Origin of the sequence: Streptomyces sp. NPDC006430, assembly GCF_040612395.1 — a bacterium.
Lineage (GTDB): Bacteria > Actinomycetota > Actinomycetes > Streptomycetales > Streptomycetaceae > Streptomyces.
This window is the reverse complement of the sequence record NZ_JBEXQA010000016.1, coordinates 13,660-29,798: the sequence shown is the minus strand read 5'-3', so window position 1 is coordinate 29,798 and position 16,139 is coordinate 13,660. Positions and strand designations below refer to the sequence as shown.

16 protein-coding genes are annotated in these 16,139 nt (G+C 72.5%); 6 read left to right on the top strand and 10 right to left on the bottom strand.

Annotated features, from left to right (window positions below; genetic code table 11):
- Positions 1 to 72 precede the first annotated feature (72 nt).
- Positions 73 to 834, top strand: a complete 762-nt coding sequence (locus ABZZ20_RS22460; protein ID WP_356872182.1) for a Clp protease N-terminal domain-containing protein — start codon at positions 73 to 75, stop codon at positions 832 to 834.
- On the opposite strand, the gene ABZZ20_RS22455 is transcribed toward ABZZ20_RS22460, so the two are convergent.
- Positions 782 to 1,876 carry an AI-2E family transporter gene (locus ABZZ20_RS22455; RefSeq protein WP_356872370.1) on the bottom strand — a complete coding sequence of 365 codons (1,095 nt, stop codon included), beginning with the start codon at positions 1,874 to 1,876 and terminating at the stop codon, positions 782 to 784. The two genes, ABZZ20_RS22460 and ABZZ20_RS22455, sit on opposite strands and share 53 nt — an antisense overlap.
- Before the next feature lie 201 nt (positions 1,877 to 2,077).
- Positions 2,078 to 2,272, bottom strand: coding sequence for a DUF3046 domain-containing protein (locus ABZZ20_RS22450; protein WP_030729208.1), 195 nt, complete (start codon positions 2,270 to 2,272; stop codon positions 2,078 to 2,080).
- Between the two features lie 82 nt (positions 2,273 to 2,354).
- Here ABZZ20_RS22450 and ABZZ20_RS22445 point away from each other — a divergent pair, with 82 nt between their 5' ends.
- Positions 2,355 to 3,380: a hypothetical protein gene (locus ABZZ20_RS22445; protein ID WP_356872180.1), complete on the top strand. Its 1,026-nt coding sequence runs from the start codon at positions 2,355 to 2,357 to the stop codon at positions 3,378 to 3,380.
- Here ABZZ20_RS22445 and ABZZ20_RS22440 read toward each other — a convergent pair.
- From ABZZ20_RS22440 to ABZZ20_RS22430, 3 genes are all read right to left on the bottom strand, one after another.
- Positions 3,349 to 3,657, bottom strand: a complete 309-nt coding sequence (locus ABZZ20_RS22440; RefSeq protein WP_356872178.1) for an AzlD domain-containing protein — start codon at positions 3,655 to 3,657, stop codon at positions 3,349 to 3,351. The two genes, ABZZ20_RS22445 and ABZZ20_RS22440, sit on opposite strands and share 32 nt — an antisense overlap.
- Positions 3,654 to 4,352, bottom strand: a complete 699-nt coding sequence (locus tag ABZZ20_RS22435; RefSeq protein ID WP_356872368.1) for an AzlC family ABC transporter permease — start codon at positions 4,350 to 4,352, stop codon at positions 3,654 to 3,656. Before ABZZ20_RS22435 ends, ABZZ20_RS22440 begins: the two co-directional genes overlap by 4 nt.
- 85 nt (positions 4,353 to 4,437) lie before the next feature.
- Positions 4,438 to 5,262 carry an AraC family transcriptional regulator gene (locus ABZZ20_RS22430; protein ID WP_356872176.1) on the bottom strand — a complete coding sequence of 275 codons (825 nt, stop codon included), beginning with the start codon at positions 5,260 to 5,262 and terminating at the stop codon, positions 4,438 to 4,440.
- Positions 5,263 to 5,342: 80 nt separating this feature from the next.
- On the opposite strand from ABZZ20_RS22430, the gene ABZZ20_RS22425 reads away from it, so the two are divergent.
- The 4 genes from ABZZ20_RS22425 to ABZZ20_RS22410 all read left to right on the top strand — a co-directional run bounded on the left by ABZZ20_RS22425 (position 5,343) and on the right by ABZZ20_RS22410 (position 12,532).
- On the top strand, positions 5,343 to 9,932 hold the full coding sequence (locus ABZZ20_RS22425; RefSeq protein WP_356872174.1) for an ATP-dependent helicase: 4,590 nt from the start codon (positions 5,343 to 5,345) through the stop codon (positions 9,930 to 9,932).
- Positions 9,933 to 10,112: 180 nt separating this feature from the next.
- The gene (locus ABZZ20_RS22420; protein ID WP_356872172.1) at positions 10,113 to 10,802 is read left to right on the top strand and encodes a hypothetical protein; all 690 of its coding nucleotides are present in this window, start codon (positions 10,113 to 10,115) and stop codon (positions 10,800 to 10,802) included.
- Between the two features lie 126 nt (positions 10,803 to 10,928).
- Positions 10,929 to 11,729, top strand: a complete 801-nt coding sequence (locus ABZZ20_RS22415; RefSeq protein WP_356872170.1) for a DNA-formamidopyrimidine glycosylase family protein — start codon at positions 10,929 to 10,931, stop codon at positions 11,727 to 11,729.
- 32 nt (positions 11,730 to 11,761) lie between these two features.
- Complete coding sequence (locus ABZZ20_RS22410; protein ID WP_356872168.1) at positions 11,762 to 12,532, top strand: SDR family NAD(P)-dependent oxidoreductase; 771 nt, start codon at positions 11,762 to 11,764, stop codon at positions 12,530 to 12,532.
- Here the strand turns inward: ABZZ20_RS22410 and ABZZ20_RS22405 are convergent.
- From ABZZ20_RS22405 to rimO, 5 genes are all read right to left on the bottom strand, one after another.
- Entirely contained in the window at positions 12,480 to 12,746 is a 267-nt protein-coding gene (locus ABZZ20_RS22405; protein ID WP_356872166.1) for a hypothetical protein, read from the bottom strand. The two genes, ABZZ20_RS22410 and ABZZ20_RS22405, sit on opposite strands and share 53 nt — an antisense overlap.
- A 158-nt stretch (positions 12,747 to 12,904) precedes the next feature.
- Positions 12,905 to 13,285 carry a helix-turn-helix transcriptional regulator gene (locus ABZZ20_RS22400; protein WP_030301503.1) on the bottom strand — a complete coding sequence of 127 codons (381 nt, stop codon included), beginning with the start codon at positions 13,283 to 13,285 and terminating at the stop codon, positions 12,905 to 12,907.
- Positions 13,286 to 13,394: 109 nt separating this feature from the next.
- Positions 13,395 to 13,913: a CinA family protein gene (locus ABZZ20_RS22395; protein WP_356872366.1), complete on the bottom strand. Its 519-nt coding sequence runs from the start codon at positions 13,911 to 13,913 to the stop codon at positions 13,395 to 13,397.
- Positions 13,914 to 13,981: 68 nt separating this feature from the next.
- On the bottom strand, positions 13,982 to 14,638 hold the full coding sequence (gene pgsA / locus ABZZ20_RS22390; RefSeq protein ID WP_356872164.1) for a CDP-diacylglycerol--glycerol-3-phosphate 3-phosphatidyltransferase: 657 nt from the start codon (positions 14,636 to 14,638) through the stop codon (positions 13,982 to 13,984).
- Entirely contained in the window at positions 14,635 to 16,131 is a 1,497-nt protein-coding gene (gene rimO, locus ABZZ20_RS22385; RefSeq protein ID WP_356872162.1) for a 30S ribosomal protein S12 methylthiotransferase RimO, read from the bottom strand. The genes pgsA and rimO overlap by 4 nt, the downstream gene beginning before the upstream one ends.
- Positions 16,132 to 16,139 lie beyond the last annotated feature (8 nt).

The window sequence follows — 16,139 nt, the reverse complement described above, 5'->3', positions numbered from 1 at the left end:
ACTGCCGCCAGCCGGAGATCAGCTGACAACCTGAGGTTGACACCCACTCGACTGTCAACCTAGGGTTGCCCCATGACGAACCCTTCAGTGGAACCCGTTCGCATGACCAATCCCGTACGCCTCGACGACCTGATCGAGGCCATCAAGAAGGTCCGCACCGACACCCTGGAGCAGCTCAGCGACGCCGTCGTCGCGGCCGAGCACCTCGGCGACGTGGCCGACCACCTCATCGGGCACTTCGTCGACCAGGCCCGCCGCTCCGGAGCCTCCTGGACCGACATCGGCCGCAGCATGGGCGTCACCCGCCAGGCCGCCCAGAAGCGCTTCGTCCCCAAGGCCGACAAGGAGGGCGACCCGGGCCTCGATCCCAACCAGGGCTTCGGCCGCTTCACCCCCCGCGCCCGCAACGTCGTCATGGCCTCCCAGAACGAGGCCCGCGCCGCCGGCGGCACCGAGATCCGCACCGCGCACCTGGTCCTGGGCCTTCTGGCCGAACCCGAGGGCCTCGCCGCGTTGGCCCTGCGCGCGCAGGGCATCAGCACGGACGACCTGCGCGCCGCTGCGACCGCGGCCCTGCCCCCGGCCGTGGCGGAGGTCCCCGACCTGATCCCCTTCGACGCCGACGCGAAGAAGGCCCTGGAACTGACCTTCCGCGAGGCGCTGCGCCTCGGCCACGGCTACGTCGGGACCGAGCACATCCTGCTCGCGCTGTTGGAACTGGAGAACGGCACGGGTCTGCTCAGCGACCTCGGAGCCGCGAAGGACACCGTCGAGGCGACGGTCAACGACGCCTTGGCAACCGTACTCGGCTCCACGGAGGGGAAGGCGCCGTAGAGGCGTCCGCGTCCTCCGTCAGCGCGTACCGCTTCACGTACGCGCCCAGGAAGGCCTGCAGCGTGGCGACGGCCGGGATCGCGATGAGCGCCCCGACCGCGCCCAGCAGGGCGGTGCCCGCGATGACCGAGCCGAAGGCCACCGCGGGGTGGATGTCCACGGTCCGCGCGGTCAGCTTGGGCTGGAGGACGTAGTTCTCGAACTGCTGGTAGATCACCACGAACCCCAGGACGTACAGCGCGTACCAGGGATTGACGGTGAACGCGATCAGCATCGGCAGCGCGCCCGCCAGATAGGTCCCGATGGTGGGGATGAACTGCGAGACCAGCCCCACCCACACCGCAAGCGCGGGCGCGTACGGCACTCCGAGGACCGCGAAGACGACGTAGTGCGCGATGCCGGAGACGAGTGCCATCAGCCCGCGCGAGTAGAGGTAGCCGCCCGTCTTGGCCACGGCGATCTCCCAGGCGCGCAGCACCTCCGACTGCTTCGCAGGGGGCAGTACGGAGCACAGCGCGCGCCGCAGCCGTGGCCCGTCGGCGGCGAAGTAGAAGGAGAAGAGTCCGACCGTCAGCAGCCTGAAGAGCCCGCCGAGCACGGTGGCGGACACGTCGAGCACTCCGGTCGCGCTGTTCTGCACGTACTTCTGGAGCCAGTCGGAGTGCAGCAGGCTGTCTTGGATCGCGAGCCGGGACAGCTCGGTGTGGAAGGTCGTGTTGAGCGAGTCGATCACCGAGTCGAGGTAGCGCGGGAAGCCCTCCACCATGTCGACGATCTGCCCGGCGAGCATCGAGCCGAGCAGGACGACGAAGCCGGCGCCCGCGACGAACACCCCGAAGAACACCAGGAAGGTGGCGAGCCCGCGGCGCATGCCGCGGGCCGCCATCCGTGCCACGGCGGGTTCCACCGCGAGCGCGAGGAAGAACGCGATCAGCATGTTGACGAGCAGACCGGTCAACTGATGGAAGGCCCAACTGCCGAGTTGGAAGCAGGCGATGAGCGCCAGGACGAGGACGACGGCGCGGGGCAGCCAGCGCGGCATCCGGTGACCGGCCGCAGCCGGGGCGGCGAGGTCTTCCGGTGGGCCGCCCGGGGCGGCGGTGAGGGGGCGGGGCCGGTCGGCGGACGACTCGGTCATGTCGGTCGGCCGGCTCGAGTCGGTCATGTCGGTCGTCTCATCGGTGGCTGCCACGCAGCCAAGTCTGTCCCACCCGCCACGCGGACGGGGAAACGCCCACCGGCGTCAGCGCAGCGAGGCCGGCACGTCCATGGCCGAACACACCGCGCGCCACACGTCCTTGGTCTCCCAGCCCGCGTCCAGCGCCTGGTGGACGGTGCGTCCGCCGAGCTCCGTCATGACGTGGTCCCGTGCGAAGGAGTCCGCGTAGGCCGCGCCGAAGTGCTCGGCCATCCGCTCCCAGAAAATCGTCAACCGCATGCCCCCAGTATCCCGCCCCGGGAGAGTGCACCGGCCCGGTTCACCCCCCGCCCCCGCCTCCCGGCACCCTACGGTTTCACGCATGCCTGGAGACGAAGCTTCCTCGCTGACCACACCGACCACACCGACCGCGCGAGCCGCACGGGCCGCACCGACCGCACCGACGCCGCTGGCCCGCGCCGAGCAGTTCATCTGGCTCACGGCCCGGGTCCTGGAGCAGCACCGGTTCGCATTCCACTTCCTCGGCGCCGAGGCCGACCCGGTGGACACCGCCCTCGGCTCGTACCTGAACCCCGACGGCGGGTACGGCCACGCCCTCGACCCGGATCTGCGTGGTCCGCTCAGCCAGCCGCTGCACACCGCGTACGCCCTGCGGGTCCTGGACGGCCTGGGCCGCTGCGCCGGGCAGCGCATCGACCGGCTCTGTCGCCACCTGACCCGGGTCTCCACCGCGGACGGAGCGCTTCCGGTGCTCCGTGCGGCCCCGCGCGCCTTTCCCGTGGCCCCGTACCACCAGGTCCACGACGACCCGCCCGGCGAGCTGCTGACCACGGGCCCGGTCGTCGGCGTGCTGCACCGCAACCGGATCTGGCACGCGTGGCTGTTCCGCGCCACGGACTTCTGCTGGGAGCGGGTCGAGAACCTGCGGCACTCGCACCCGTACGAGGTCCAGAGCGCGGTGGCCTTCCTCGAAGGCGTCCCCGACCGGGCGCGGGCCGTGGCGACCGCGGACCGGCTGGGACGGATGGTGCGCGAGCAGCGGCTCGTCGTGCTCGATCCCCGGCGACGGGCGGAGTACCCGCACCACCCCGGTTACGCACCGGGCGAGAACCTGTTCGCGCACGACCTCGCACGGCGGCCGGAGTCCCTGGCGCGCGGGTGGTTCACCGACGAGGAGATGAGGCACTCGCTGGACTTCCTGGCCGCACAGCAGCAGTCGGACGGCGGGTGGCCGGTGCGCCGTGAAGCGTGGGCGCCCGGCAGCTCGCTGGAGCGGCGTCCGATCGCCACGCTGGAGGCCCTGCTGACCCTGCGGGCGTACGGGCGCCCCCTGGACGGCACTCCCCCGGCCTCCGCTACCCTCCCAGCGCCCGGACGCCCGCGGTGACGACGACCGCGATGCCGACCACGACGAGGAAGGGCGCCCGCAGCAGTAGGGCGAGCCCGGCGGCGAGCAGACCCGCCGCCCGGGCGTCGAGCACGATCTCGTGCCCGGAACTGAAGGTCTGCTGGGCGGTGAGCGCGGCGAGCAGCGCGACCGGCACCAGTGCGGCGAGCTTGCGCACGACCGGCCGCTCCAGCGCCCCGGCAGGCACGAGCAGCCCGGCGAGCTTGACGGCGTAGCAGCCGACGACGGTCAGCCCGATTGCGATCCAGACGTTCACGAGCGGCGTCCCTTCAGCCAGAGGATCGCGGGGGCGGCGAGGGCGGCGACGAGGACCGGCAGCCCGACGGGCAGGACGGGGAGCAGCCCCAGGCCGAGGACGAGGGCGAGCGCGGCGACGGCCCGCTCGGTGGCGGTCTTCAGCATCGGTGCGAGCAGGGCCAGGAAGACGGCGGGCCCGGCGGCGTCCAGCCCCCACGCGGAGGTGTCCCCGAGCGCTTCGGCACCGAGCGCACCGATCAGGGTGGTCAGGTTCCACAGGACGTACAGGCTCAGCCCGGTCACGGTGAAGCCGAGGCGGGCGGACCTGCGGTCGGGCTGCGCCAGTGACACGGCGGCGGTCTCGTCGATCACCCAGTGGGCGGCGAGGGGCCGCACGGCCTTCGGCAGCGCGAGCAGCTGTGACAGCCTCAGCCCGTAGAAGGCGTTCCGCGTACCCAGGAAGAAGGCCCCGGCTGCCGCGGTGAACGGGTTCCCGCCCGCGGCCAGTGCCCCGACCAACGCGAACTGCGAGGCCCCGGTGAACACCAGCAGGCTCAGCACACAGGCCTGCACCACGCTGACCCCGGACCCCGCGGCGGTCACCCCGAACGCGAATCCGGACAGCCCGACGGCCACCCCGACCCCGAGCGCGTCCCGCACCACGGCGGCACGCGGCCGTCCGGCGACCCCTTCGGGGGCTTCCCGCACCACCATCTGACGTTCTCCCACGCCGCGACCGTACGAGGGGCGGGGCAGCCGGGTCTTGTACGTTCTTGCACGCCCAGGATCGCGGCCGGGATTAGCCGGACCGCTCCCGCCGGTAGGCGCCCGGCGGAACCCCCACGATCCGGGTGAAGTGCCGGTTCAGGTGCGGCTGGTCGGTGAAGCCGACGGCGACGGCGACCTCCGCCGGCGGGGTGCCCGCGTCCAACAGTCGGCGGGCCTGCCGGACCCGGGCGTCGGTCAGCCACGTGTGCGGCGGCATCCCGTAGTGCTCCCGGAAGGCCCGCAGCAGGGCGAACGGGCTCGTCCCGAGTTCCGCGGCCAGTTGTTCCAGCGACGGCGGGTCCGCCAGCCGCTCCTCCAGCACCGACCGGGCCCGCGCGGCGTCGAGGGCTCCGGCGCTGCGGACCGTACGGGCGGGCAGCGGCCCGGCGTGCCGGGCCAGCATCCGCGCGACCGCCCCGCGCAGCAGGGTGTCGGCGGCCAGCGCGTTCCCTTCCTCGGCGGCCCGGTGCACCTCGCTGATCACGTGGGAGGTCTGCGGGTCGGTGACCGAGTCGGCGGTGAAGCCGGCGGTCCCGCGCAGACTGCCGATCTCGGCGGCCACCTCGGCGATCAGCCCCCGGGAGGGGTAGAGCGTGGCGTACGCCCAGCCTTCCGGGACCCCTGCGCGGGCGGTGTGCGGCACCTCGGGGTTGATCAGGACCACGCTCCCCGGCCCGGCCCGCACGGTCCCGCCGGGTAGGCCGACCTCCTCGACGCCGCCGGTGACGGCCGCGATGACGTACCCGTCGTGGGCGTGGCGGGGGAAGGAGTGGCGGATGTAGTGGGCGCGCAGCAGGTCCAGCCCGGGCAGCTGTGCGTGCCGCCAGTGCCGCGCCCACTCCCTGTCGTCCGCCATCCCCCCATTCTGCGCCTCGCCCGGAGCGGGGGTTTGCCCAGGTCGGGGCCCTTGTCGGTGCCGGGGTGCAGGATGGGGGCATGGCCGGCTCAGCGCTCGATTCGTTCTCCCCCGCGACCCGCTCCTGGTTCACGGGGGCCTTCGTCCAGCCCACCTCCGCGCAGGAAGGGGCGTGGGGGGCCATCCGGAAGGGCTCCGACGTGCTCGTCGTCGCGCCCACCGGCTCCGGCAAGACCCTCGCCGCCTTCCTCGCCGCCCTCGACCAGCTCGCGTCCACGCCGCCGCCCGCCGAGGCGAAGAAGCGTTGCCGGGTGCTGTACGTGTCCCCGCTGAAGGCGCTCGCGGTCGACGTGGAGCGGAACCTGCGCAGCCCGCTGACCGGAATCCGCCAGGAGTCGGTCCGCCTGGGCCTGCCGGAACCCGAGATCCGGGTGGGCATCCGGTCCGGGGACACCCCGCCGGCCGAACGCCGGGCGCTGGCCACACGGCCGCCGGACATCCTGATCACCACCCCCGAGTCGCTGTTCCTGATGCTGACCTCGGCGACGCGCGACGCCCTCGCCGGGATCGAGACGGTGATCCTGGACGAGGTGCACGCGGTCGCGGGGACCAAGCGGGGCGCCCACCTGGCCCTGTCCCTGGAACGGTTGGACGAGCTGCTGCCCCGCCCGGCCCGCCGGATCGGGTTGTCGGCGACGGTCCGGCCGGTGGAGGAGGTGGCCCGGTACCTCGCACCGCGCGGCAAGGTGGAGATCGTCCAGCCGCCCTCGACGAAGGAATTCGACCTGTCGGTGGTCGTGCCGGTGCAGGACATGGGCGAGCTGGGCGGCTCTCCGGCCACCGAGGGGAAGGAAGGCGGCGACAAGCCCTCGATCTGGCCCCACGTGGAGGAGCGGATCGCCGATCTGGTCCAGGCCCACCGCTCCACGATCGTGTTCGTCAACTCGCGCCGTCTCGCCGAGCGCCTGTGCAACCGACTGAACGAGATCGCGTACGAGCGCGCCACCGGCGAGACGCTGCCCGACGGCCCGCCCCCGGCCGAGATCATGGCCCAGTCGGGCGCCGCCCGGGGTGCCCCACCGCTGCTGGCGCGGGCACACCACGGTTCGGTCTCCAAGGAGCAGCGGGCGCTGGTGGAGGAGGACCTGAAGGCCGGGCGACTGCCCGCCGTGGTCGCCACGTCCAGTCTGGAACTGGGCATCGACATGGGCGCGGTGGACCTGGTCGTACAGGTGGAATCCCCGCCCTCGGTGGCCTCCGGGCTGCAACGCGTGGGGCGGGCCGGGCACCAGGTGGGTGCGGTGTCCACCGGGGTCGTCTTCCCCAAGTACCGGGGGGACCTGGTCCAGGCGGCCGTGGTCACCGAGCGGATGCGGACCGGGTCCATCGAGTCCCTGCGCATCCCGTCGAACCCGCTCGACGTACTGGCACAGCAGCTGGTCGCGATGACGGCGATGGACACCTGGCAGCTGGACGAGCTGCTGGCCCTGGTGCGGCGGGCGGCGCCGTTCGCGGCGCTGCCGGAGTCGGCCTTCACCGCGGTGCTGGACATGTTGGCCGGCCGCTATCCCTCGGACGCCTTCGCGGAGCTGCGTCCGCGGGTCGTCTGGGACCGGGTGGCCGGTACGATCACCGGCCGGCCGGGGGCGCAGCGCCTCGCGGTCACGTCCGGCGGCACCATCCCCGACCGCGGGCTCTTCGGCGTCTTCCTCGCGGGGGCCGACCCGAAGAAGGGTGGCGGCCGGGTCGGCGAGCTGGACGAGGAGATGGTCTACGAGTCCCGTGTGGGGGACGTGTTCACCCTCGGCACCACCTCCTGGCGGATCGAGGACATCACCCGCGACCGCGTGCTGGTCTCCCCCGCCCCCGGCGTCCCGGGCCGGTTGCCGTTCTGGAAGGGCGACCAACTGGGCCGCCCGCTCGAACTGGGCCGCGCGGTCGGCGCGTTCCTGCGCGAGCTCGGCGGCCTGTCCGCGGAGGACGCCCGGCTGCGCCTGCTGGCGGCCGGGCTGGACGCCTGGGCCGCGGAGAACGTGCTGGCCTATCTGGCGGAGCAGCGCGAGGCCTGCGGCCACGTGCCGGACGACCGGACCATCGTGGTCGAGCGGTTCCGCGACGAGCTCGGCGACTGGCGGGTCGTCGTGCACTCCCCCTTCGGCGCCCAGGTGCACGCCCCGTGGGCGCTCGCGCTCGGCGCCCGTCTCGCCGAGCGGTACGGGATGGACGCACAGGTCGTGCATGCGGACGACGGCATCGTGCTGCGCCTGCCCGATGCGGACCTGCTGTCCATGGACCTCCTCGATCACGATCCCGCGGCCCCCCACGCCTTCGTCTCCGACGACGAACAGGCACCGCTGGGCGCGGCCGACATCGCCTTCGACCACGGCGAGGTCAACCAGATCGTCACCGACCAGGTGGGCGGCTCCGCCCTGTTCGCCTCCCGGTTCCGGGAGTGCGCGGCGCGCGCGTTGCTGCTGCCGCGCCGCAGCCCCGGCAAGCGCACCCCCCTGTGGCAGCAGCGTCAGCGGGCCTCCCAGCTGCTCCAGGTTGCCTCGGAGTTCGGTTCGTTCCCGATCGTGCTGGAAGCCGTACGGGAGTGCCTCCAGGACGTCTTCGACGTACCCGGCCTGACGGAGCTGATGGGGGACATCGAGGCGCGCCGGGTCCGTCTGGTCGAGGTCACCACCCCCGAGCCGTCCCCCTTCGCCCGGTCGCTGCTCTTCGGCTACGTCGCCCAGTTCCTGTACGAGGGGGACTCGCCGCTGGCCGAGCGGCGGGCGGCCGCGCTCTCGTTGGACTCCCGCCTGCTGGCGGAGCTGCTCGGCCAGGCGGAGCTGCGCGAACTGCTCGACGCGGAGGTACTGGAGGAACTGGAGCGGGAGCTCCAGTGGTTGACCGGGGACCGGCGCGCCAAGGACGCCGAATCGGTCGCCGACCTGCTGCGCCTGCTCGGCCCGCTGACCACGGCCGAACTGGCCGAGCGCGGCGCCGATCCAGCCTGGCCGAAGGCCCTGGCCGCGGCCCGCCGGGCCATCCCGGTCCGGATCGGTGGTGCGGACCACTGGGCGGCGGTCGAGGACGCGGGCCGGTTGCGCGACGCGCTGGGCACGGCGCTCCCGGTCGGGGTCCCGGAGGCGTTCACCGAGCCGGTCAAGGATCCGCTCGGCGACCTCCTGGCCCGGTACGCCCGCACCCACGGGCCGTTCACCACGGCCACGGCCGCCGCCCGCTTCGGTCTGGGCGCGGCGGTGACCGAGGGCGCCCTGCACCGGCTCGCGGCAGCCGGCCGAGTGGTCCAGGGCGAGTTCCATCCGGCCGGGATCGGCCAGGAGTGGTGCGACGCCGCCGTACTGCGCAGGCTGCGCCGTCGCTCCCTCGCAGCGCTGCGACAGGAAGTGGAGCCGGTTCCTCCGGCCTCCCTGGCCACCTTCCTGCCGCAGTGGCAGCACCTGGGCGGGGCCTTGCGCGGTATCGACGGCCTGGCGCGGGCCGTCGAACAGCTCCAGGGCGCCCCGGTCCCCGCCTCGGCTCTGGAGCGCCTGATCCTCCCGTCGCGCGTCGCGGGGTACTCCCCGGCCCTGCTGGACGAGCTGACCACCACGGGTGAGGTGGTCTGGGCGGGCGCCGGCGCCCTCCCGGGCAAGGACGGCTGGGTCTCGCTCTACCTGGCGGATTCGGCGCCGTTGTTGCTGCCCCCGCCGCACCCGTTGGAACTGACTCCCCTTCACCAGTCCATCCTCGACACCCTCGCGGGCGGGTACGGCCTGTTCTTCCGTCAGTTGGCGGAATCGGTGCGCGCGAAGTGGTCCGAGGCCACCGATCTCGAACTGACGGAGGCCGTCTGGGACCTGGCCTGGTCGGGCCGCCTGACGAACGACACCCTGGCCCCGCTGCGCTCCCTGCTGGGTTCGGGCCGCACCGCCGGCGCGACCGCCCATCGGGCCCGGCGTACTGTCCCGCGCGGCCGGTACGGGACGCTCAGCGCACAGGTGTCCCGGCCGGGCCCGCCCACGGTCTCGGGCCGCTGGTCGCTGCTGCCCTCCTCGGCCCCCGACCCCACCCACCGGGCCCACGCACTGGCCCGGACCCTGTTGGACCGGCATGGTGTGGTCACCCGGGGCGCGGTGGCCGCCGAGGGCGTGGAGGGCGGCTTCAGCGCGGTGTACCGCGTCCTGTCCGCCTTCGAGGACAGCGGCCAGGCCCGCCGTGGTTACGTGGTGGAGGGCCTGGGCGGGGCCCAGTTCGCCATGGACGGCGCGGTGGACCGGCTGAGGTCGGCCGAGCGGAACCCGCCCCCGCTGGCGGCGGTGGTCCTGGCAGCCGCCGATCCGGCGAACGCGTACGGGGCGGCCCTGCCCTGGCCGGAGCCCCCGGCCGGGGCCACCCACAAGCCGGGCCGCAAGGCGGGCTCCTTGGTGGTCCTGGTCGACGGCGAGCTCACCCTCTATCTGGAGCGCGGCGGCAAGACCCTGCTGGCGTGGCCCCCCGCGGAGGATCCGCGCCTCGCGGCGGCGACGGTGGCTCTGGCGGCGGCTTCCCGGATGGGCACCTTGCCGGCGTTGACGGTGGAACGCATCAACGCCACCCCGGCGTTGACTTCTGCGCTGGGCCCCGTCCTGGAGGCGGCCGGATTCCACGCCACCCCACGTGGCCTGCGCCTGCGCTCCTGAAGTCCCGTCTACCGCAGGGCCGTCCCGACCGTTCCGCTTATGTTGCGCTTATGTACTGGGCACGTCACGAAGTGGCCCCCTGGCTGGCAGGGGCTCTCTCGCATCGACTATCAAGATCCACAGAGGCGTCGCACACGGCGGTGCCCGATCACGTGCATATCCAACGGGGAGAAGAAAAGAGTGAGCAACATCAGCATGCGTAGAGCGACAACGGGCGTCATCGGTCTGGCGGTTGCCGGCACCCTGAGCCTGACCGGCTGCAAGAGCGGCAACGAAGAGATCACCCCGGCCCAGCCGAGCTCGCCCGCCGCCCAGCAGTCGCAGCCCGCGCAGCAGCCCAGCGCCGGTGCCAGCTCCTCGGCCGGTGGCGGTTACGACGGCGGCGGAAGCGCCCCGGCCCCGAGCGGTGGCGTCGCGAAGGCCGGCCAGACGTTCAAGATCGGCGAGGCGGCGCAGTTCCCGTTCAAGAGCGGCAGCACCGCGGGCGACATCACGCTCACCGTGACGGCGATCGAGCAGGGCCAGTCCTCCGACCTGGACGCCCTGAAGCTCGGCGACAAGGTCAAGGGCATGGTCCCCTACTTCGTCCGTTACACCGTCAAGAACGTCGGCTCCACGGACCTCTCCTTCAGCTCGGTGGGCCACATCAAGGGCACGCTCAGCGACGGCAGCGAGGCGCAGGACGTCTCGGTCATCGGCAACTACGAGAAGTGCCCGCACGAGTCGCTGCCGAAGGGCTTCACCAACGGCAAGACGCAGAACGGCTGCGCGATCGCGCTGGCCCCGTCCAGCCAGACGAAGGTCGCCGGCGCCATGTACTGGGGCGACCCGTTCGGCCTGGCCCAGGGCAAGGCCATCTACTGGAAGTAGTGGCAACGGAAAGCAGCGGCGGCCACCTCCGCCCCTTCCCCCTACCGAAGCCCTCACCGCGCCACGGCGCGGCGGGGGCTTCGGCCGTGACGGGCCCGCCTCCCGCTGCGGGGCGACAATGGCGCCATGCCCGAAGGAGACAGCGTCTGGCGCGCGGCGGCCCGCCTCCACACAGCCCTGGCCGGCAAGGAGCTCACCCGCTGTGACCTGCGCGTGCCGCGCTTCGCCACCGCCGACCTCACCGGCCGCACCACCCTCGACGTCACCCCGCGCGGCAAACACCTCCTCGCCCGCTTCGAGGGCGGCCTCACCCTGCACACCCACCTCCGCATGAACGGCGCCTGGCACGTCTTCGCTGCGCACGAGAAGTGGCACGGCGGCCCCGCACACGAGATCCGCGTCATCCTCGGCACCGCCGAGCACGCCGCCGTCGGCTACCGCCTGCCCGTCGTCGAACTGCTCCGCACCAGCGACGAGCAGCGGGTCGTCGGCCATCTGGGGCCCGACCTCCTCGGCCCCGACTGGGACCCGGACCTTGCCGCCGCCAACCTGCTGGCCTCCCCCGAGCGCCCCCTCGGCGAAGCACTGCTCGACCAGCGCAACCTGGCCGGCATCGGCAACATCTACAAGTGCGAGCTCTGCTTCCTGGCCCAAGTCACCCCCTGGACCCCGGTCGGCGCCCTCCCCGACCCCCCGACCACGGCCGTCCGCCTCGCCGCGGGCGCGCACCGCCTGCTCGCCGCAAACACCGGCGACCGCGGGATGCGCAGCACCACCGGCAGTCGCCGCCCCGGCCAGAACCTCTTCGTCTACGGGCGCGCCCACCGCCCTTGCCTGCGCTGCGGCACCCCGGTCCGCGAGGCCCTCCAAGGCGACCGCCCGACCTACTGGTGCCCCCGCTGCCAATCCGGCCCGTCCCCTGGTTGACGCTCCGTCAGATTCGGTCGTACGGTCCCGACATGCCCACACCCAGCGCCCCGTACGACCTGACCGGACGGACCGCCCTGATCACCGGCGCCGCGAGCGGCATAGGCCGCGCCACCGCCGTCCTCCTCGCCGCCGCGGGAGCCGCCGTGCACTGCGCCGACCGCGACGAGAAGGGCCTCGCCGAGACGGCGGAGCTGGTTTTCCGAGCAGGCGGCTCCGCGACCGTCCACCCCCTCGACGTGACCGACCGCGACGCCCTGCGCGCCGCCGTCGCATTCGCCGGCCCGCTCGACATCGCGGCCGCGATCGCCGGGATCATGCACACCAGCAGCGTCCTGGACACCACCGACGAGGATCTCGACCGGGTCCTGGACGTCAACTTCAAGGGGGTCCTGCGCACCTGCCAGGAGGCTGCCCGGGCCATGATCGCGGCCGGCCGCCCGGGCTCGATCGTCACCATGGCCTCCGGCGCGGTGGACGCCGCCCAGCCCGGTCTGCTCTGCTACAGCGCCGCCAAGGCCGCCGTCGTCCAGCTCACCAGGACCCTCGCCACCGAGGTCGGCACCCACGGCATCCGCGTCAACGCCGTCGCCCCGGGGTGGATCCGCACGCCCATGACCGGCCGCCACGGCTCCGAGGTCCAAGAGCGCACCGAGGCGACGATGGTCCGGATGTCCCCCTTGCGCCGGGTCGGCGAGCCCGAGGACATCGCCCAGGCCGTGCTCTACCTCGCTTCGGACGCCTCGTCGTTCATGACGGGCCAGATCCTGCGCCCGAACGGCGGAGTGTCGATGCCCTGGTAGCTCCGCCGCCCGCCGCCCGCGACGTCTTGCGCACCGGTCCCGGGGTGCAGTGCACCGGCAGCAGGCCGAGCCCCCAACCGCCCACGGCCACCGCGCCCTCCACGGGCCCCGAAGCCGCCGGTGCCAGCGCGAGCCGCAGGACCGCCCACCACCAGAGCACGCCCACGACCAGTGTGAGGGCCACGCCCGGATGTATGCGCAGTAATCGCCGCACGGCTGCCTCCCGAGATCAGGGCCGCGATCCGGACTCGTCCCATCCTCCCGTACGGCCCCCGCCCGCGCACCCAGAACGGCGCGGAGCCCCGGCCGGCGCATCATGCACCGACCGGGGCTCCGGCCACGCTCGTATCTTCACAGCTCGGGCATTCGAGCTCACGCGGCTACGACATTCACCGCTTCCGCAGGTGCCTTGATGGTCACCCGCTCCGGGCCGCCCGCGACCGAGGTCACGGAGACCGAATTGAGCATCGGGCGGACCGGCACCGTCACCGGTTCGCTTGCCGCGGCCGACTGTGCCAGCTCGGCCAGCGACAGTTCGTCACTGACCTCGCGCATCAGCTCGGACATCCGTACGTCCAACGCGTCGCAGATCGCGGAGAGCAGCTCGGAGGATGCCTCCTTCTGCCCCCGCTCCACCTCGGAAAGATAGCCGAGAGAAACTCGGGCGGACGAGGAGACTTCGCGCAGAGTACGGCCCTGGCGCTGGCGCTGCCGACGCAGCACGTCACCCAGCAGGCGACGGAGCAGAATCATCGGTGGCTCCCTCCTCTGACCGTGTAGCCGCATCCTTCACGCCCCACCGTACCGCCTCGCGCCGCGGCCGTGCGGGGAGCGATGTCGTGTTCACTCAGGGCTGCAAACATCAAATCCCCCCGTTCTGTTCCGTATCCTGCCCCCGCGCATTCTCGCGGAGTTCGCTCGAAAGCAGTTCGAGCACTTTCCGTGCACTCTCCCTACGGATTTCCGCACGGGAGCCGTTCAACCGCAGCGGGACGGTTTTCCTGCCCCCGGGTCCCGCCACGGCGACGAAAACGGTGCCCACGGGCTGTCCGTCCTGCGGGTCCGGACCCGCCACCCCAGTGGTCGCGATCCCCCACGAAGCTCCCAGTGCGCGCCGCACTCCGGCCGCCATCTCGGCCGCGACCTGTGCGTTCACCGCCCCTTCGGCCGCCAACAGCTCGGCGTCCACCCCGAGGAGCCGGTTCTTGAGCTCCGTCGCGTACGCCGTGACCGAACCGCGGAAGGACCGGGAGGCCCCGGCGACGGCCGTGATCTCCGCCGCCACCATCCCACCCGTCAGTGACTCGGCGACCGCAAGCGTCTGGTCACTCTCCGCGAGCAGACGCAGTACCTCCTCGACGATCGCGGTGGTGTCCCGAATCCCCGCGTCCGCCTGCACGGCGTCCGAAGCCGCCCCACCGGCCGCCGGAGATTCCCCCACCGCGTCTGTCACCTTGCGGCCCGCTCCGCGGCCAGACCCCTGCGCCGCAGCACGACGGCCTCGCGGATGTAATCCAAACCGGTGACCACGGTCAGCACGACGGCGACCGCCATCACCCAGAACCGCATGGTCGCCAGCGGCCCGGTCAGCGCGAGCACGTACATGCCCACCGCCGTGCCCTGGGCCAGGGTCTTGAGCTTGCCGCCCCGGCTGGCGGGAATCACTCCGTACCTGATGACCCAGAAACGCATCAGCGTGATCCCGAGTTCCCGCCCGAGGATCACCCCGGTGACCCACCAGGGCAGGTCGCCCAGCCAGGAGAGACAGATCAACGCCGACCCCATGATCGCCTTGTCGGCGATGGGGTCGGCGATCTTCCCGAAGTCCGTGACCAGGTTGTACGTACGGGCCAGGTGCCCGTCGAAGATGTCCGTGATCATGGCGACGGCGAACGCGGCCCAGGCCAGCGCCCGCCAGACCGGGTCGTACCCGCCGTCGGCGAGGAGGAGGAGGACGAATCCCGGCACCAGGACGAGCCGGATCATCGTCAGGATGTTGGCGATGTTCCACAGGCTGGCCTGATTGACCGCCGCAGCCCCCAGCTTCGCGCCGGGCGCGGGCCGGCGGCCGGTCCCGCCCGCCGCAGATGCCGGGACTCCGGTCATCCGGCCGCCTCCTCGAGGTGCAGGGGCTCGGCCACCAGGTCCACGCCCAGCGTGCCGACCACCTTCGCCGTCACCATACGACCGGGCACCAGGCCCGTGCTGTCGGTGAAGACGACCTGGCCGTCGGTCTCGGGCGCCTGGTGAGCGGCGCGCCCGTAGGCACCGTCGCCGTCCTCGTCGACCGCCTCGACGGACTCGACGAGTACCTCCAGGGTCTCTCCGATCCGCTCCTCCGCACGCTGCGAAGTGAGCTCCTCGGCGAGTCGCTGCATGTGCGCGAGCCGCTCGGCGATCGTGTCCTCGTCCAGCTTGTTCTCGTAGGTGACGGCCTCGGTGCCGTCCTCGTCGGAGTAGCCGAAGACACCGATCGCGTCGAGGCGCGCGTGGGTGAGGAAACGCTCCAGCTCGGCGAAGTCCGACTCCGTCTCGCCGGGGAAGCCGACGATGAAGTTGGACCGGACGCCGGCCTGCGGGGCCTTGGTGCGGATGGTGTCCAGCAGCTCCAGGAAGCGGTCGGTGTCACCGAAGCGGCGCATGGCGCGCAGCACGTCGGGGGCCGAGTGCTGGAAGGACAGGTCGAAGTAGGGCACGACCTTGGGGGTCGAGGTCAGTACGTCGATCAGGCCGGGGCGCATCTCGGCAGGCTGGAGGTAGCTGACGCGGACGCGCTCGATGCCGTCCACCGCGGCCAGCTCGGGCAGCAGGGTCTCCAGCAGGCGGATGTCACCGAGGTCCTTGCCGTACGAGGTGTTGTTCTCGGAGACCAGCATGACCTCCTTGACGCCCTGCTCGGCGAGCCAGCGCGTCTCGCCCAGCACGTCGCTGGGGCGGCGGGAGATGAAGGAGCCGCGGAAGGACGGGATGGCGCAGAAGGAGCAGCGGCGGTCGCAGCCGGAGGCCAGCTTGACCGAGGCGACCGGGCTCTTGTCGAGGCGGCGGCGCAGCGGTGCGCGCGGCCCGGAGGCGGGCGCGACTCCGTCCGGCAGGTCGGCGGGGGCTTCGGCCGGCTCTTCGACGGGCGACGACTGGGCGTGGCCGGGCAGCGCCACCTCGGCGTCCTGGCGGGCCGCCGGGCTGATCGGCAGCAGCTTGCGCCGGTCGCGGGGGGTGTGGGAGGCGTGGATGCCGCCGTTGAGGATGGTCTGGAGGCGGTCGGAGATGTCGGCGTAGTCGTCGAAGCCGAGCACGCCGTCGGCCTCGGGAAGGGCCTCGGCGAGCTCCTTGCCGTAGCGCTCGGCCATGCAGCCGACGGCGACGACGGCCTGGGTCTTGCCGTGATCCTTGAGATCGTTGGCTTCCAGCAGGGCGTCTACGGAGTCCTTCTTGGCGGCTTCGACGAAGCCGCAGGTGTTGACGACGGCTACGTCCGCATCGGCGGCGTCCTCGACGAGCTCCCAGCCATCCGCCGCCAAGCGGCCTGCGAGCTCCTCCGAGTCCACCTCGTTACGGGCGCAGCCAAGAGTGACAAGGGCGACGGTACGGCGTTCGGGCATGGACTCAA

Bases quoted from the DNA above. Each gene is read 5' to 3' on its own strand.
- ABZZ20_RS22445 (WP_356872180.1), top strand. From the start codon at position 2,355: ATGCCTGGAGACGAAGCTTCCTCGCTGACCACACCGACCACACCGACC.
- ABZZ20_RS22460 (WP_356872182.1), top strand. From the start codon at position 73: ATGACGAACCCTTCAGTGGAACCCGTTCGCATGACCAATCCCGTACGC.
- pgsA (WP_356872164.1), bottom strand. From the start codon at position 14,638: ATGACCGGAGTCCCGGCATCTGCGGCGGGCGGGACCGGCCGCCGGCCC.
- ABZZ20_RS22415 (WP_356872170.1), top strand. From the start codon at position 10,929: ATGCCCGAAGGAGACAGCGTCTGGCGCGCGGCGGCCCGCCTCCACACA.
- ABZZ20_RS22400 (WP_030301503.1), bottom strand. From the start codon at position 13,285: ATGATTCTGCTCCGTCGCCTGCTGGGTGACGTGCTGCGTCGGCAGCGC.
- ABZZ20_RS22455 (WP_356872370.1), bottom strand. From the start codon at position 1,876: ATGCCGCGCTGGCTGCCCCGCGCCGTCGTCCTCGTCCTGGCGCTCATC.
- rimO (WP_356872162.1), bottom strand. From the start codon at position 16,131: ATGCCCGAACGCCGTACCGTCGCCCTTGTCACTCTTGGCTGCGCCCGT.
- ABZZ20_RS22410 (WP_356872168.1), top strand. From the start codon at position 11,762: ATGCCCACACCCAGCGCCCCGTACGACCTGACCGGACGGACCGCCCTG.
- ABZZ20_RS22425 (WP_356872174.1), top strand. From the start codon at position 5,343: ATGGCCGGCTCAGCGCTCGATTCGTTCTCCCCCGCGACCCGCTCCTGG.
- ABZZ20_RS22450 (WP_030729208.1), bottom strand. From the start codon at position 2,272: ATGCGGTTGACGATTTTCTGGGAGCGGATGGCCGAGCACTTCGGCGCG.
- ABZZ20_RS22435 (WP_356872368.1), bottom strand. From the start codon at position 4,352: ATGGTGGTGCGGGAAGCCCCCGAAGGGGTCGCCGGACGGCCGCGTGCC.
- ABZZ20_RS22430 (WP_356872176.1), bottom strand. From the start codon at position 5,262: ATGGCGGACGACAGGGAGTGGGCGCGGCACTGGCGGCACGCACAGCTG.